This window comes from Actinoplanes hulinensis (assembly GCF_019429605.1).
GTDB lineage: Bacteria > Actinomycetota > Actinomycetes > Mycobacteriales > Micromonosporaceae > Actinoplanes > Actinoplanes campanulatus.
This window is the reverse complement of sequence record NZ_JAHXZI010000004.1, coordinates 178,867-194,347: the sequence shown is the minus strand read 5'-3', so window position 1 is coordinate 194,347 and position 15,481 is coordinate 178,867. Positions and strand designations below refer to the sequence as shown.

The 15,481-nt window shown below is 69.0% G+C and carries 11 protein-coding genes; 10 read left to right on the top strand and 1 reads right to left on the bottom strand.

What is annotated here, in order from left to right; all coding sequences use genetic code 11:
• The first annotated feature begins 84 nt into the window (after positions 1–84).
• Positions 85–1,494: a UDP-N-acetylmuramoyl-L-alanine--D-glutamate ligase gene (gene murD / locus KZ829_RS09310; RefSeq protein WP_220143448.1), complete on the top strand. Its 1,410-nt coding sequence runs from the start codon at positions 85–87 to the stop codon at positions 1,492–1,494.
• Here the strand turns inward: murD and KZ829_RS09305 are convergent.
• On the bottom strand, positions 1,410–2,069 hold the full coding sequence (locus KZ829_RS09305; RefSeq protein WP_220143447.1) for a hypothetical protein: 660 nt from the start codon (positions 2,067–2,069) through the stop codon (positions 1,410–1,412). The two genes, murD and KZ829_RS09305, sit on opposite strands and share 85 nt — an antisense overlap.
• A 398-nt stretch (positions 2,070–2,467) precedes the next feature.
• Here KZ829_RS09305 and KZ829_RS09300 point away from each other — a divergent pair, with 398 nt between their 5' ends.
• The 9 genes from KZ829_RS09300 to metH all read left to right on the top strand — a co-directional run bounded on the left by KZ829_RS09300 (position 2,468) and on the right by metH (position 15,466).
• Positions 2,468–3,481, top strand: coding sequence for a MurR/RpiR family transcriptional regulator (locus KZ829_RS09300; RefSeq protein WP_220143446.1), 1,014 nt, complete (start codon positions 2,468–2,470; stop codon positions 3,479–3,481).
• A gap of 36 nt (positions 3,482–3,517) precedes the next feature.
• Positions 3,518–4,831 (top strand): extracellular solute-binding protein, encoded by a 1,314-nt coding sequence (locus KZ829_RS09295; protein ID WP_220143445.1) that lies wholly within the window; start codon positions 3,518–3,520, stop codon positions 4,829–4,831.
• 55 nt (positions 4,832–4,886) lie between these two features.
• Positions 4,887–5,861 (top strand): carbohydrate ABC transporter permease, encoded by a 975-nt coding sequence (locus tag KZ829_RS09290; protein ID WP_220143444.1) that lies wholly within the window; start codon positions 4,887–4,889, stop codon positions 5,859–5,861.
• Positions 5,861–6,718 (top strand): carbohydrate ABC transporter permease, encoded by an 858-nt coding sequence (locus KZ829_RS09285; RefSeq protein ID WP_220143443.1) that lies wholly within the window; start codon positions 5,861–5,863, stop codon positions 6,716–6,718. The genes KZ829_RS09290 and KZ829_RS09285 overlap by 1 nt, the downstream gene beginning before the upstream one ends.
• Positions 6,719–6,734: 16 nt before the next feature.
• Positions 6,735–8,168, top strand: coding sequence for an N-acetylglucosamine/diacetylchitobiose ABC transporter substrate-binding protein (gene ngcE / locus KZ829_RS09280; protein ID WP_220143442.1), 1,434 nt, complete (start codon positions 6,735–6,737; stop codon positions 8,166–8,168).
• Positions 8,169–8,189: 21 nt separating this feature from the next.
• Positions 8,190–9,089: a carbohydrate ABC transporter permease gene (locus tag KZ829_RS09275; RefSeq protein ID WP_220143441.1), complete on the top strand. Its 900-nt coding sequence runs from the start codon at positions 8,190–8,192 to the stop codon at positions 9,087–9,089.
• A gap of 10 nt (positions 9,090–9,099) precedes the next feature.
• Complete coding sequence (locus KZ829_RS09270) at positions 9,100–9,999, top strand: carbohydrate ABC transporter permease (RefSeq protein ID WP_220143440.1); 900 nt, start codon at positions 9,100–9,102, stop codon at positions 9,997–9,999.
• Positions 10,000–10,097: 98 nt separating this feature from the next.
• Positions 10,098–11,735, top strand: coding sequence for a bifunctional 3'-5' exonuclease/DNA polymerase (locus KZ829_RS09265; protein ID WP_308285403.1), 1,638 nt, complete (start codon positions 10,098–10,100; stop codon positions 11,733–11,735).
• A 125-nt stretch (positions 11,736–11,860) separates the two neighbouring features.
• Positions 11,861–15,466, top strand: a complete 3,606-nt coding sequence (gene metH / locus KZ829_RS09260; RefSeq protein WP_220143438.1) for a methionine synthase — start codon at positions 11,861–11,863, stop codon at positions 15,464–15,466.
• The last annotated feature ends 15 nt before the right edge of the window (positions 15,467–15,481 follow it).

Sequence of the window (15,481 nt, the reverse complement as noted above, 5' to 3'; positions counted from 1 at the left end):
ACCGCACCCGGAGTCTCCTTGCCTATGACCGAGGGGCAATATTAGTTCGGTCCGACGAGGTTCGACGCGAAGCGGGGAGACGACGTGCGCCTGGCAGACCTGCGCGGCCGTTCGGTGGCGGTCTGGGGGACCGGCCGGGAGGGCCGGGCCGCGGTGACCGCGATCGCCCGCCATCAGCCGTCCCGCCTGATCGCGGTGGACGACAGCGCCAATTATCTGTCCGTGGAGTGGACCGGCGAACTGGCCGGGCTGGCGCCGCTGGCCGGTGGCGAGCACGCCTTCGCGGCCCTGGCCAGCGCCGACGTGGTGGTCCGGTCGCCCGGGGTGCCGTCCACCCACCCGTTCATGGTCGAGCTGCGTGAGCGCGGGATCACGGTGACCGGCGGCAGCGCGCTGTGGATGGCCGAGCACGCCGCGAAGACCGTCGGGGTCACCGGCAGCAAGGGCAAGAGCACGACGTCCAGCCTGATCAGCCATCTGCTGGCGGCGGTCGGGCGGCCCAACGCGTACGGCGGGAACATCGGGGTGCCGCTGCTCGACATGCCCGAGGCCGAGCTGTACGTGCTGGAGCTGTCCAGCTACCAGTGCGCCGACCTGACCGACTCGCCGCGGGTGGCGGTGGTCACCTCGCTCTTCCCGGAGCACCTGGACGCGCACGGCGGCGAGCGGGAGTACTACCGGGACAAGCTGAACATCCTCCGGCACGGCCCGGAGCTGATCGTGGTCAACGGGACCGACAGGCGGCTGCGCGACGAGATCCGCGGGGTCACCGACGCGGGCCGGTTCCCGCCGGTGCCGGCGGCCGCCGCGGACTCCCGGTTCCGGGTCGAGGACGGGCAGGTCTGGTGCAGTGACGAGCCGCTGTTCCCGCGCGACGCGCTGCGGCTCAAGGGCCGGCACAACGAGGGCAACCTGTGCGTCGCGCTGGCCGTGCTGGACGGCATGGGCGTGGACGTGGAGGCGGAGCGGGCGGTCGTCGAGGCGGCGGTCCGGTCCTTCCCGGGTCTGCCGCACCGGCTCACCGAGATCGAGGACCCGTCCGGGCTGACGTTCGTCGACGACACCCTCTCGACGAGCCCGTACGCCACCGTGCACGCCATCGAGGCGTACGAGAATCGGCCACTCACCGTGCTCGTCGGTGGAAACGATCGCGGCCTCGACTACTCACCGTTACGTGACTTTCTGGCCGACCGGGAACTCACCGTGATCGGCCTGCCGGACAGCGGCCCCCGCATCCTGGAGGCGCTGGCCCGCCTGCCCCGGGTCCGCACCGAACCGGCCGAGGACCTGGCCGACGCCGTCCGCCTGGCTCGCAAGATCACCCCGGCCGGGGGAGTGGTGCTGCTGTCCCCGGCCGCGCCCAGCTACGGCCGCTTCCGCAACTTCGAGCACCGCTCCGAGGTCTTCGCTCAGGCGGTCCACGACACGGCGGAGGCTCGGGTCGGCGGCGACGCGGCGGAGGCTCGGGTCGGCGGCGACGCGGCGGAGGCTTGAGACGGCCGTGACGCGGCGGAGGCGGGAGCCGGCTGTGACACCGCCGGCGCGGGGACGGGCGGCCCGGTCCGGACCTGGTAGAGCTCCACGCGGTCCGGGCCGGACTTCACGACGAGCGTGGTGGTGACCGTGGTCGACACGAGCCGGGACGTGCGGACCTTCTCGTCCGGCTTCGGCTCCGGACACGGCGTGCCCGGCTCCGGGGGGACCGTGGTGCCGGAGATGCCGGCGTAGGCCCGGACGATCCGGAAGCCGGTGACCTCTCGCGTGCCCGTCCGGCGGACCACCTTGACGGTGAGGAACTCCTTCGCGTCCTGGGCGGTGTGGACGGCCCGGACCGGGCGGGCGCCGGCCCCGCCGCACACCACCGCGTAGCTGTCCTGAACCAGCTTCACGTGCTCGAACTCCAGGCGCTTCGCCTCGGCCCGCAGGGTGGCGGCGTCCCAGTCGAAGGCCCGGCGAACGTCCTCGGCGTCCACGAAACCGGTGTTGGTGCCGAAGTCGAAGGTGACCTTCGCCTGGGCGGGACCGGGGAAAGCCAGGACCGCCATGACGATCACCGGGAACCATCGCATGCCTATTTCTCCTGAAATGAGAGCAATTACCCCCATGCTTCCACGGCGCAGCGCGTACGGCGTACCGGAAATTTTTTTGATCATGTTTCCTGTGTGACGCCAAGGTTTCAGCGCGTCATGGAGACCGGGCGATCGGATGATCGCGCCTCGCCGAAATGGCCTAGCTCGGATGGGTCGTTCGGCCGACGAAAAAGCGGCGAAATTCGGACATGTGATGGCGGTCACGTCGAATCGGCCATTTGTGGATCGATGTTGGTCATCCGCCCCCTCGGAAACATCAGTTCATTCGGCCTGCTCCGGTAACGGTTTGAAAACTTCCTTCACAGCCTTGACAGCAGGGGGGCGTTAGTAAGAACTTTTACCGCGACAGTAAACAGTCCTTCCTGAAAGGGTGACCGATGGCTGAGCCGGAGATGGACGGCACCGCGTGGACCGCGGTGACCCCGTCGCTGGTTCGCGCCCACGCCGCTCTGAACAGGAGCAACGGGAGCGACCACGGGGGCGGGCGCACCACCGGATCGAACGGCGTGGACCATCCGCCCATCGACGGGGTGCTCGCGAGGGTCAGGACGTTGCTGCCGGACTTCACCGGTGCGCTGCAACGGGTCGCCGAGCAGGTGCTCGCCGACCCCGCCGCGGCCTCCCGGGCCACCATCGTCGAGCTGGCCGAGCGCAGCGGCACCTCGCCCGCCACGATCACCCGGTTCTGCCGGGCGGTCGGCTTCGACGGTTACGCGGACCTTCGCCTCGGCATCGCGGCGGAGACCGGCCGGGCCCGCTCGGCCGGCTGGACCGTGGACATCGGCCGGGAGATCCAGCCGAACGACCCGCTCGAGCGGGTCCTCGGCCAGATCATGGCGGCCGACACGCGGGCCATGCACGACACCGCCACACTGCTCGACCTGGGCGAGGTGGAGCGGGCCGCGGTGGCGATCGCCGCCGCGCCACGGGTGAACATCTTCGGCGCCAGCGGAAGCGCGCTGGTCGGCGAGGAGATGCAGTTCAGTCTGCACCGCATCGGCATTCCGGTGTGGGCCTGGACCGATGTGCACAACGGTCTGGCCAGCGCCGCCTTGTCGAGGCCCGGCGACGTCGCGCTCGGCATCTCGCACAGTGGCGAGACCGGCGAGACGATCGAGCTGCTCGCCGAGGCGAACAGCCGGGGCGCCACCACGATCGCGCTGACCAGTTTCCCCCGTTCCCCACTGGCCGAGCTCGCGGACATCGTCCTGCTCACCGCCACGCAGGCGACGACCTTCCGGCCGGACGCGCTCAGCGCCCGCCACCCCCAGCTGGTCGTTCTCGACCTGCTGTACGTCGCCGTCGCGCAACGAACCCACGAACGATCGCACGCCGCGTTCCAGCGCACCGCTCAGGCGGTGCACGGGCACAAGGCCGCGAAAGACAGCTGAACCCTTACAAAGTATGAAATCCCCTCGGGAGGAAATGTGAAGCGCAAGATCGCGGTCGCGGCGGCGCTCGCCGCGTCGCTGTTCGGTGCGGCCGCCTGCGGCAACTCCGGCAGCGACGAGGGTGCGACCTCGGCCAACGGCACGGTCGACGGCAAGGGCAAGACCATCAAGGTCTGGCTCATGGTCGATGCCGAGACCAGCTGGAAGAACGTCGTCGAGGACGCCTCCAAGCGGTTCACCGAGGCCACCGGCGCGCAGGTGAACGTCGAGTACCAGCAGTGGGCCAACCACCTCACCAAGCTGGACGCGACGCTGGCCGGCTCGGACGTCCCGGACGTCGTCGAGCTGGGCAACACCGAGTTCTCCAAGTACGTCTTCTCCGGCGGCTTCTCCGAGCTGAACAAGGGTGACTTCGAGAACTCCGGCACCTGGCTGTCCGGCCTCTCCGGCGCATGTGAGTCCGAGGGCAAGACCTACTGCGTGCCCTACTACGCCGGCGCCCGCGTGATGATCTACCGCACCGACCTCTTCGAGAAGGCCGGCGTCACCGAGGCCCCGAAGACCTACGCTGACCTCCTTTCCGCGGCCGACAAGCTCCAGGCGGGCAACGCGGCCGACAAGAAGTTCAGCGCGATCTACATGCCGGGCCAGTACTGGTACGCGGCCATGTCCTGGGTCAAGTCGACCGGTGGCGAGATCGCCAAGAAGGACGGCGACAAGTGGGTCGGCCAGCTCTCCAGCCCGCAGTCGCAGGAGGGCCTCCAGCGCTGGGTCGACATGGTCAAGAAGTACTCGAAGGCTGACGTCACCAAGAACGAGAACGAGCAGGCCGGCATCTTCTCGCAGGGCTCGGGCGGCATCTTCTACGGCAACGCCTGGGAGCAGGGTGTCGCCGAGGAGGTCCGCAAGGACCCGAACGACCCGAACTCCGAGCTGGTCCCGACCAAGGTCAAGGGCAAGCTGGCGGCCGCCCCGCTGCCCGAGGTGCCGTCCTTCCTCGGTGGCTCCAACCTGGGTGTGACCGCGAAGAGCGCCAACAAGGAGCTCGCCGCTCAGTGGGTCAAGTACTTCACCGACAGCAAGTCGATGGAGGGCCTGATCAAGGCCAGCGCGCTGCCGAACGCGACCGCGCTGCTGGACAAGGCCGCCACGGACAACCCGAAGATCGCGCCGGCCGCGCTGTCCGCGAAGAACAGCTGGTTCCCGCCGAACGCCGAGAAGTGGGCCGACGTGGAGAAGGGCAACATCCTTCAGACCATGCTGACCGACATCCTCACCGGCAAGAAGACGGTGGCCGACGGCGCCAAGTGGGCTGACGAGCAGATCGCCGCCACGCTCAACGAGGCCTGATGACGCATGTGCCGCCCGCCGTCGGGCGGGCGGCACACCGCACTGGAGGATCATGATGCACGCCGTCGACTCCCGGCCCGCCCCGGCACAGGCGCCGCAGGCCACGCCGCCCAAGCCCGCCAAGCGGGTGCGCACCCGTGGCCAGCGCGACTCCGGTGTCGCCTGGCTGCTCTCCCTGCCCACGCTGCTGATCCTGATCGCGATGCTGGGCTACCCGCTCTACCGCATGATCGTGCTGTCCTTCCAGAACATGCGGCTGCGGGAGCTGTTCTCCGGCGCCACCCCGCCGTGGGCCGGCGTCGACCAGTACACGAAGGCCCTCACCGACAGCGTCTTCTGGGGCGTCGTCGCGCGGACCGCGGGTTTCACGGTCGTCTCGGTCACCCTCTCGGTGCTGCTCGGGCTGGGCATCGCGCTGCTCATGCGCCGGGTCACCCGCGGCGTCCGGTTGTTCATGATGATCGCGATGATGTTCGTCTGGGCCCTGCCCCAGCTGGTCGCCGCGCAGTCCTTCCGCTGGCTGACCGACTCGGACTTCGGCGTCCTCAACTACGTGCTCACCAAGCTGGGGCTGGACTACGCCACCCACAGCTGGTTCGTCAACCCGTGGGAGGGCTGGGCGGTGATCACCGCGCTGGTGGTCTGGGCCGGCATCCCGTTCCTGGCGATCTCGCTGAGCGCCGGTCTCACCCAGGTGCCGAAGGAGCTCCTGGAGGCGGCCACGGTGGACGGCGCCAACCCCTGGCAGTCGCTGCGCAACATCACCCTGCCGATCCTGAAGCCGCTGCTGATGATCGTCACCACGCTGTCGGTGATCTGGAACTTCGGCCTCTTCACCCAGAACTGGGCGCTGCGCGACGGCCACCCGGAGCCGGTCTACCAGACCCTGGCGACCTACTCCTACACACAGGCGTTCGGGCGCTCCATCTACAGCTACGGCTCGGCGATCTCGGTGATCACCGTGCTCCTGATGCTCGGCGTGATGGTCTTCTACATCCGCCAGATGTTCAAGATCGGAGAGGTGGACTGATGGCCCGCCATGACGATGGTGTGATCACCGTCGGACGCAGCCGCACCGGTACGTTCTTCGCGAACGCCACGGGTATCGTCTTCGGTCTGATCATGATCTTCCCGGTGTACTGGGTACTCAACACGGCGTTCAAGCCGGACAGTGAGGTCCGCAGCTTCACGCCGACCTTCTGGCCGCACGACTTCACACTGGACAACTTCAGGTCCGCGCTCGGCGAGGAGCTGTTCATCCCGAGCATGATCAACGGTCTGATCATCACGGCGATGGCGGTGGCCGCGGCGCTGGTCGTGGGCTTCCTCGCGGCGCTCGCGATCGCCCGGTTCAGCTTCTACGGCCGCAAGGCGATCATCCTGGTCGTCCTGGCGGTCCAGCTGGTGCCGTTCCTGGCCCTGCTCATCCCGCTGTTCCTGATGCTCCAGAGCGCGAACCTCACCAACTCGCTCGTCGGCGTGGCGCTGGTCTACCTGGTGCTGCTGCTGCCGTACACGGTGTGGACACTGCGTGGCTTCATCTCCGGCATCCCGCGGGAGCTGGACGAGGCCGCGATGATCGACGGTTGTACCCGGGCCCAGGTGTTCTGGCGGATCATTCTGCCGCTCACCGGTCCCGGTCTCGTCGCCACCTCGGTCTACGGGTTCATCCAGGCGTGGAACGAATTCATCATCATCAACACGCTGAACGATCCGAAGAACCAGAACCTGATGGCCTGGCTGCTTTACAACCAGACCGAACGTGGCACCGCATGGGGTCCCCTCATGGCCGGTGCGATCATCACCTCCATCCCGGTGGTGGTGTTCTTCCTCCTGATCCAGCGCAACATCGCCACCGGTTTGACGGCCGGCGCCGTCAAGGGCTGAACCCGAAAGGACATCGATGTCTGACATAACGAACTCCGAGTTGGACCGCCGTACCCTGCTCCGCCGCGCCGCCGCGGTCGGCCTGGTGGCTACCCCGGCGGTGGGCATGCTCAGCGCCTGTGTGGGCGGTGGCGGGGACGAGACGACCGACCAGGCCACCGGCACGAAGTCCGCGGACAACCCGCTGGGCGTCGACCCGAAGGCGCCGCTCGAGATCGTGATCTTCGACGGCGGTCTGGGCACCAAGTACGCCACCGACGTCGACACCCCGATCTACAACAAGAAGTGGCCGGAGTCGAAGGTCGCCTACTCGGCGACCCAGGAGATCTCGACGACCGTTCAGCCGCGCCTCAACGCCGGCGACGCGCCCGACATGATCAACAACTCCGGCGCCAAGATGATGGACTTCGGCGCCATCGTGGCGGCCGGCCAGGCGCAGGACCTCACCGAGCTGTACGCCGCCGCGTCCTTCGACATCCCCGGCAAGACCGTGGCGGAGACGCTGGTCCCGGGTACCGCCGAGTGGGGCAGCTACAACGGCAAGCCGTACGCGCTGAACTACTCGTACACCGTCTTCGGCATGTGGTACAACGCCACCCTGTTCGAGAAGAACGGCTGGACCCCGCCGGCCACCTGGGCCGAGTTCATCACCCTCTGCGACAAGATCAAGGCCGCGGGCCTCGTCCCGTTCGGCTACGCCGGCGCCAACGCCGCGTACTACATGGTCCGCGCCCTGCTCACCAGCGCCGGCAAGATCGGCACCGAGCAGGTCCTCAAGGACATCGACAACCTGAAGGCCGGCGCGTGGACCGCCCCGGCCGTCCTCGAGGCCGCCAAGGCCTGGGGCGAGATCGGCAACAAGTACCTGGACAAGTCGTTCCTCGGCCTCAAGCACACCGAGGTCCAGCTCCAGCAGAACCAGGACAAGGTCGCCTTCTACCCGTGCGGCTCCTGGCTGGAGAACGAGCAGGCCAAGGACACCCCGCCGGCCTTCAAGTACGCGGTCGCGCCGTACCCGAGCGTCACCGCCTCGGACAAGCTCCCGGCGGCCGCGATGAACGCCGCAGCCGGCGAGATCTACTTCGCGTCGTCGAAGGGCAAGAACCCGCGTGGTGGTATGGAGTACCTGCGGGTCATGCTCTCGAAGGAGGCGGCGACCGAGTTCACCAAGCTCACCAAGTCGCTGACCGTGGTGCTCGGCGCCGCCGACGGTGTCGAGCTGTCCCCCGGCCTGACCAGTGCCAACGAGGCGCTGAACAAGGCCGGCAAGGACGTCTTCATGGGCTACCTGTTCGACACCTGGTACAAGAAGCTCGGCGACGAGTCGCTGAGCGCCGTCAACGACCTGATGTTCAAGGGCGGCGACGCGCAGAAGTTCTGTGACCGGATGGAGGCCGCCTCACAGGCGCTCGCCAAGGACTCCACCGTCCAGAAGCAGACCCGTAGCTGAGTAGTAGTGAGGTAGAGCGCCATGCGGCACGGTAAGTATCCCTTCATCATCGGCTTTCTTGCCGTGCCGGTGGCGCTCTACGCCACCTTCGTGGTGGCGGCGTACATCCAGACCTTCCAGCTGTCCGTGGCCAGCTGGAACGGGTTCGGGCCGATCAAGTACGTCGGCTTCGACAACTTCGTCAAACTGTGGAACGACGACCTCTTCTGGAAGTCGTTGCGGCACAACGGTTACCTGCTCCTGCTGCTGCCGATCGTGACGATCGCGCTCGGTCTGCTCTTCGCGTTCCTGCTGAACGTGGGCGGCGGATCCAAGGGCGGCATGACCCGCGGGGTCTGGGGCTCCAAGGTCTACCGGGTGATCTTCTTCTTCCCGCAGCTGATGGCCCTCGCCATCGTCGCGGTGATCTTCGGCCGGGTGTTCGCCTCGGACAAGAGCGGCATGATCAACGGTCTGCTCCCGGACTCCTGGGCGCCGTGGCTGTTCCTGGCCGACGATCGCTGGGCGCTGACCTGCATCCTGGTGGTGCTGGTCTGGCAGGCGGTCGGCTTCTACGTGGTGCTCTTCTCGGCCGGCATGGGCTCGATCGAGCACGAGATCTACGAGGCCGCGGCGCTGGACGGCGCCACCCGGGTCACCCTCTTCTTCCGGATCACCCTGCCGCTGCTCTGGGGCACCATCCAGACCGCGTGGGTCTACCTGGGCATCGCCGCGTTCGACGCGTTCGCCCTGATCAACATCATGACCGTGGACCGCGGTGGCCCGGACGGCGCGACCTCGGTGCTGGCCATGATGATCTACCGCAACACCTTCGAGTACTCCCAGGTCGGGTACGCCTCCGCGCTCGGCGTGGTGCTCTTCTTCCTGACCCTGACCTTCGCCGCGCTGACCCTGCGGGTCACGCGACGTGACGCCGTCTGAGAGGCCGCACATGACCACTATCACCGCGGCCGTCTCCGAGAAGAAGTCGCAGAACAAGGTGGAGACCCACCGCCAGGTCCGTGCCTTCAACGGCCTGGCCCACGTGGCCCTCGTCTTCTGGGCGCTGGTCACCGCCGGACCGCTGATCTGGGTGCTGCTGGCCTCGTTCAAGTCCAACACCGAGATCTTCCTCGGTGAGCCGTTCGCGCTGCCGAGTTCCTTCTCGCTGGAGACCTACGTCTCCGCGTGGGAGCAGGCGCACATCGGCCGCTACTTCCTGAACAGCGTCTTCGTGGTGGGGGTGAGCACCGCCGGCACCATGCTGTTCGGGTCGATGGCCGCCTACGTGCTGGCCCGGTACACCTTCCCCGGCAACCGGGTGCTCTACTTCCTGTTCGTCTCCGGACTGGCCTTCCCGACGTTCATGGCCCTCGGCCCGCTCTTCCACATCCTGAAGAACTTCGGGCTGCTGAACTCGTACCTCGGCCTGATCCTGGTCTACATCGCCTACTCGCTGCCGTTCACCGTCTTCTTCCTGGCCGCGTTCTTCAGGACGCTGCCGCACGAGATCGACGAGGCCGCGACGGTCGACGGCGCCTCGCACACCCGCAAGTTCTTCCAGATCATGATGCCGATGGCGAAGTCCGGCCTGGTCAGCATCACGATCTTCAACATCGTGGGGCAGTGGAACCAGTACCTGCTGCCGCTGGTGATCATGCAGGGGCAGGGCGCCGACCAGAAGTGGGTGCTCACCCAGGGCATCGCGAACATCTCCACGCAGGCCGGTTACCACGCCGAGTGGTCGACGCTGTTCGCCGCGCTCACCCTGAGCATCCTGCCGATGATCGTGGTCTATGCGATCTTCCAGCGCCAGATCCAGGCGGGCCTGACAGCCGGAGCAGTCAAGTGACGGCATGAGCGACCGAAGGGAGTTCATGCCGTCGCCGGTTCGCTGACGGGTTCTGCCGGGTGGGGGGAAGTGTCATACCCCCGGGTGACAATGACCCGGTGCTGGTGGCGGTGGTTCCCGACCCGGACGGTCCTGGTGGCCGTCTGGGTCGGCATGCTTCAGGGGAGCGGTGGCACGTCCCCGATCTGGCCGCGGCGATCGCCGCGCTGGAGGCCGCGGAGCAGCCACGCTGGGTCTGGACCCGCACCGCCGATGTCTATCCGGCGCTGCTGCGCGCCGGCGTCCGGGTGGCCCGCTGCCACGATCTCGAGCTGACCGAGGCGCTGCTGCTCGGCCACGCCGGCCGGTGGGGCGAGCCACGCGGGCTCGCCGCGGCCGTCGCCCGTCTGCGCGGCCTCCCGATCCCTCCGGACCGGCCACGGCCGGATGCCGAGCCGCCCGGTTTCGCGCAGGTCGCCCTCTTCGACGCGGTTCCGGCCGAGCGCGTGGAGATCTCCGACCTTCTGGAGGTGTACGGGGAACAGGCGCGCCTCGTCGGGGAGACCGGACATCCCGGCCGTTTCCGGTTGCTGGTGGCCGCCGAGTCCGCCGGCGCCCTGATCGCCGCCGAGATGGGCCACACCGGTCTGCCGTGGCGCGCCGACATCCACGACGAGCTGCTGCGTGAGCTGCTCGGCCCGCCGCAGCCGATGGGCCCGCCCCGCCGGCTGGCCGAGCTGACCGCCCGGATCAACGCGGCGTTCGGCACCCACGGCCTGCACCCCGACCTGCCGGCCGAGGTGGTGCGCGCGTTCCACCGGGCCGGCATCGAGATCCCCAACACCCGGCGCTGGGTGCTGCGCCAGGTCGACCATCCGGCGGTCCCGCCGCTGCTGGAGTTCAAGGAGCTCTACCGGATCTGGACCGCGCACGGCTGGGCCTGGTGCGACGCCTGGGTGCGCGACGGCCGTTTCCGCCCGGAGTACGTGCCGGGAGGCGTCGTCTCCGGCCGCTGGGCGACCCGGGGCGGCGGCGCCCTCCAGGTCCCGAAGGTGGTGCGCCGGGCCGTGGTGGCCGATCCCGGTCACACCTTCGTGGTCGCCGACGCCGGCCAGCTGGAGCCCCGTGTCCTGGCCGCCGTCTCCGGTGACGAGCGTCTGGCCCGGGCCGCCGCCGGCGGGGATCTGTACGCGGCACTGGCCGCCGACTCGTTCGACGGCGACCGGGCCAAGGCCAAGCTCGCCCTGCTCGGCGCCATGTACGGGCAGACCGGCGGCGACGCCATCCCGGCCCTCGCCGTGCTCCGCCGCCACTACCCGACCGCTTTCGACTACGTGGAGGCCGCCGCGCGCACCGGGGAGGCCGGTGGCCTGGTCCGTTCCTGGCTCGGGCGGACCTGCCCGCCGGCGGCCGGTTCGCGGCGTGCGGACGGGCTCGATCCCCCGGACGAGGTGGCCCCACCACCCGGCCGGGCGAGAGGCCGGTTCACCCGCAATTTCGTGATCCAGGCCACTGCCGCCGAGTGGGCGCTGGTCCTGCTCGCCACCCTGCGGACCGAGTTGTCCGGAACCGATGCCGAGATGGTCCTGTTCGTGCACGACGAGGTGGTCGTGCACTGCCCCGCCGAGCAGGCCGAACGCGTCGTGGAAGCGGTGCACGCGAGCGCGGCATCGGCCGGCCGTCTGCTTTTCGGCGCGACCACGGTGCGTTTCCCGTTGGACGTCTCAGTGGTTGGTGCCTACGCCGACGCCAAGTGAAGGAGTCGGTATCGTTGTTGGTCCGGCCGAGAGGCGCTGCAGCGGGCACACCCGTCACGCTCGACCGGTGATCCACCCGAAACAAGGGCGCCTCCGACTTCTCAGGGATCTCGGAGGTGTTCTCGTTGACTCAGACCGTCACCCAGCTGCGTGAGCTGCTCGCTGAGCGAATTCTGGTGCTCGACGGCGCGTGGGGCACGATGCTCCAGGGCGCGAAGCTGACCCCGGCCGACTACCGCCGTGACGACCTGATCCCGGCCGACCACCCGCAGGACGTCACCGGCGACCCGGACCTGCTGATCCTCACCCGGCCGGACGTCATCCTCGACGTCCACCGGCAGTACCTGGCGGCCGGCGCCGACATCACCACCACCAACACGTTCACCGCGACCAGCATCGCCCAGGCCGACTACGGGCTGGAGCATCTGGTGCGGGAGATGAACGTGCGGGGTGCCCGGCTGGCCCGCCAGGCGGTCGAGGAGGCCACCGCCCAGGACGGCCGCCCCCGTTTCGTGGCCGGTTCGGTCGGCCCGCTCAACGTCACCCTGTCCATCTCGCCCAAGGTCGACGACCCGGCGTTCCGCGCGGTCACCTTCGACAAGGTCAAGGCGTCGTACGTGGAGCAGATCGCGGCCCTGGTCGAGGGCGGTGTCGACCTGCTGCTGATCGAGACGGTCTTCGACACGCTGAACGCGAAGGCCGCGATCGCGGCGGCCCGCGAGGTGGCGCCCGACCTGCCGCTGTGGCTCTCGCTGTTCCTGGACATCTCCGGCCGTACCCTCTCCGGGCAGACCGTCGAGGCGTTCTGGCGCTCGATCGAGGGCGCGAAGCCGCTGGTGGTCGGCGTCAACTGCTCGCTCGGCGCCGCCGAGATGCGGCCGCACGTGGCCGAGCTGGCCCGGATCGCCGGCACCTACGTGGCCTCGCACCCCAACGCGGGCCTGCCCAACGCGTTCGGTGGCTACGACCAGCAGCCGGCCGAGACCGGGCGGCTGCTGGCCGAGTTCGCGGACTCCGGACTGATCAACCTCGTCGGCGGCTGCTGCGGCACCACCCCGGCGCACATCGCCGCCATCTCCGAGGGCGTCCGCGGCGCGGCTCCGCGTGTCATCGACCCGCCCGCGCCGACCACCCGGTTCAGTGGCCTGGAGCCGTTCGCGATCGGCCCGGACACCGGCTTCGTCATGATCGGTGAGCGGACCAACGTCACCGGCTCGGCCAAGTTCCGCCGCCTCATCGAGGCCGACGACTACCAGGCCGCCGTGGATGTGGCCCTGGAGCAGGTGCGCGGCGGCGCCAACCTGCTCGACGTGAACATGGACGCCGACCTGCTGGACAGCGAGCGGGCCATGGTCACCTTCCTCAACCTGATCGCCACCGAGCCCGAGGTGGCCCGGATCCCGATCATGATCGACAGCTCGAAGTTCTCGGTGCTCGAGGCCGGCCTCAAGTGCGTGCAGGGCAAGGGCGTGGTCAACTCGATCAGCCTCAAGGAGGGCGAGGGCCCGTTCCTCGAACAGGCCCGCCGGATCCGGGACTTCGGCGCCGGTGTGGTGGTGATGGCCTTCGACGAGCAGGGCCAGGCCGACACCCGCGATCGCAAGGTGGAGATCTGCGGCCGGGCCTACGACCTGCTGGTCGGGGACGGCTTCGACCCCCACGACATCATCTTCGACCCCAACGTGCTGGCGGTCGCCACCGGCATCGCCGAGCACAACGGGTACGCGAAGGCGTTCATCGAGGCCCTCCCGCTGATCAAGCAGCGGTGCCCCGGCGTCCGTACCAGTGGGGGTATCTCGAACCTGTCGTTCGCCTTCCGTGGCAACGACGTGGTGCGCGAGGCCATGCACTCGTCGTTCCTGTTCCACGCCGTCAAGGCGGGCCTGGACATGGGCATCGTCAACGCCGGCCAGCTCGCCGTCTACCAGGACATCCCGGCCGACCTGCTGGAGCTGGTCGAGGACGTGCTCTTCGACCGCCGGGAGGACGCCACCGACCGCCTGGTCACCTTCGCCTCCACGGTCACCGGCTCGGGCGCGAAGCGCGAGGTCGACCTGTCCTGGCGCGACGCCCCGGTCGAGGAGCGGCTCAGCCACGCCCTGGTGCACGGCATCGTCGACTTCATCGAGGCGGACACCGAGGAGGCCCGCCACAAGCTGCCCCGCCCGCTCGACGTCATCGAGGGCCCGCTCATGAACGGCATGGGCGTCGTCGGCGACCTCTTCGGCTCCGGCAGGATGTTCCTGCCCCAGGTGGTCAAGAGCGCCCGCGTGATGAAGCGGTCGGTCGCCTACCTGCTGCCGTTCATGGAGCAGGAGAAGTCCGAGACCGGCAACCATCGCGGGCAGGGCAAGGTCGTCCTCGCCACGGTCAAGGGCGACGTCCACGACATCGGCAAGAACATCGTCGGCGTGGTCCTGGGCTGCAACAACTACGACGTGATCGACCTCGGCGTGATGGTCCCGGCCGCCAAGATCCTGGACACCGCGATCGCCGAGGGCGCCGACGCCATCGGCCTCTCCGGCCTGATCACCCCGTCGCTGGACGAGATGGTCGCGGTCGGCGCCGAGATGCAGCGCCGGGGCATGAAGCTCCCGCTGCTGATCGGCGGGGCCACCACGTCCAAGCAGCACACCGCGGTGCGGATCGCCCCGGCGTACGACGCGCCCACCGTGCACGTGCTGGACGCCTCCCGCGTGGTCGGCGTGGTCGCCGACCTGCTCGACCCGGTCCGCGCCGGCAAGCTCGACGAGGCCAACCGGGCCGAGCAGGAGCGCCTGCGGATCCAGCACGAGCAGCGCCACTCGCAGCCGCTGCTCACCATCGAGCAGGCCCGCGCCAACCGCGAGACGGTCGACTTCGGCGACCTGCCGGTGCCCGCGTTCACCGGTGTCCGCGAGGTGGCGCCCACCATCGCCGAGCTGCGCCGGCTGATCGACTGGCAGTTCCTGTTCCTGGCCTGGGAGCTCAAGGGCAAGTACCCGGCGATCCTCGACCAGCCGGTGGCCCGCGAGTTGTTCGACGACGCCAACACGCTGCTCGACCAGATCATCGCGGAGGGCTCGTTCCAGGCCCGCGGCCGGTACGGGTTCTGGCCGGCGCACGCCGACGGCGACGACATCGTCCTCGACGGCGGCGGCTCGTTCCCGATGCTGCGCCAGCAGACCCAGAAGCCGGCGGGTCGCGCCAACCGCTGCCTCGCCGACTACGTCGCTCCCGAAGGTGACCACATCGGCGGCTTCGCGGTGGCCATCCACGGCGCCGAGAAGCTGGCCGCCAAGTTCGAGGCCGAGCACGACGACTACCGGGCCATCATGGTCAAGGCCCTGGCCGACCGGCTGGCCGAGGCGTTCGCCGAGTACCTGCACCTCAAGGCCCGCCGCGACTGGTTCGAGCCGGACGCCCAGCCCGCGCTTGCGGACCTGCACGCCGAACGGTTCCGCGGCATCCGGCCGGCCCTCGGCTACCCGGCCTGCCCGGACCACAGCGAGAAGCGCGACCTGTTCGAGCTGCTCGGCACGTCGGCGATCGGCGTCAACCTCACCGAGTCGTACGCGATGACCCCGGCCGCCGCGGTCAGCGGCCTGATCTTCGCGCACCCGGAGTCCCGCTACTTCACCGTCGGCCGGCTCGGGAAGGACCAGATCGAGGACTACGCGCGTCGCCGCGGCGTCCCGGTCGCCGAGGCGGAGCGCTGGCTGCGCCCGAACCTCGCGTACTCGATCGACTGAGTGGTTCCGGCCGGG

Bases quoted from the DNA above. Each gene is read 5' to 3' on its own strand.
- KZ829_RS09290 (WP_220143444.1), top strand. From the start codon at position 4,887: ATGCACGCCGTCGACTCCCGGCCCGCCCCGGCACAGGCGCCGCAGGCC.
- KZ829_RS09305 (WP_220143447.1), bottom strand. From the start codon at position 2,069: ATGCGATGGTTCCCGGTGATCGTCATGGCGGTCCTGGCTTTCCCCGGT.
- KZ829_RS09275 (WP_220143441.1), top strand. From the start codon at position 8,190: ATGCGGCACGGTAAGTATCCCTTCATCATCGGCTTTCTTGCCGTGCCG.
- KZ829_RS09300 (WP_220143446.1), top strand. From the start codon at position 2,468: ATGGCTGAGCCGGAGATGGACGGCACCGCGTGGACCGCGGTGACCCCG.
- KZ829_RS09270 (WP_220143440.1), top strand. From the start codon at position 9,100: ATGACCACTATCACCGCGGCCGTCTCCGAGAAGAAGTCGCAGAACAAG.
- KZ829_RS09285 (WP_220143443.1), top strand. From the start codon at position 5,861: ATGGCCCGCCATGACGATGGTGTGATCACCGTCGGACGCAGCCGCACC.
- ngcE (WP_220143442.1), top strand. From the start codon at position 6,735: ATGTCTGACATAACGAACTCCGAGTTGGACCGCCGTACCCTGCTCCGC.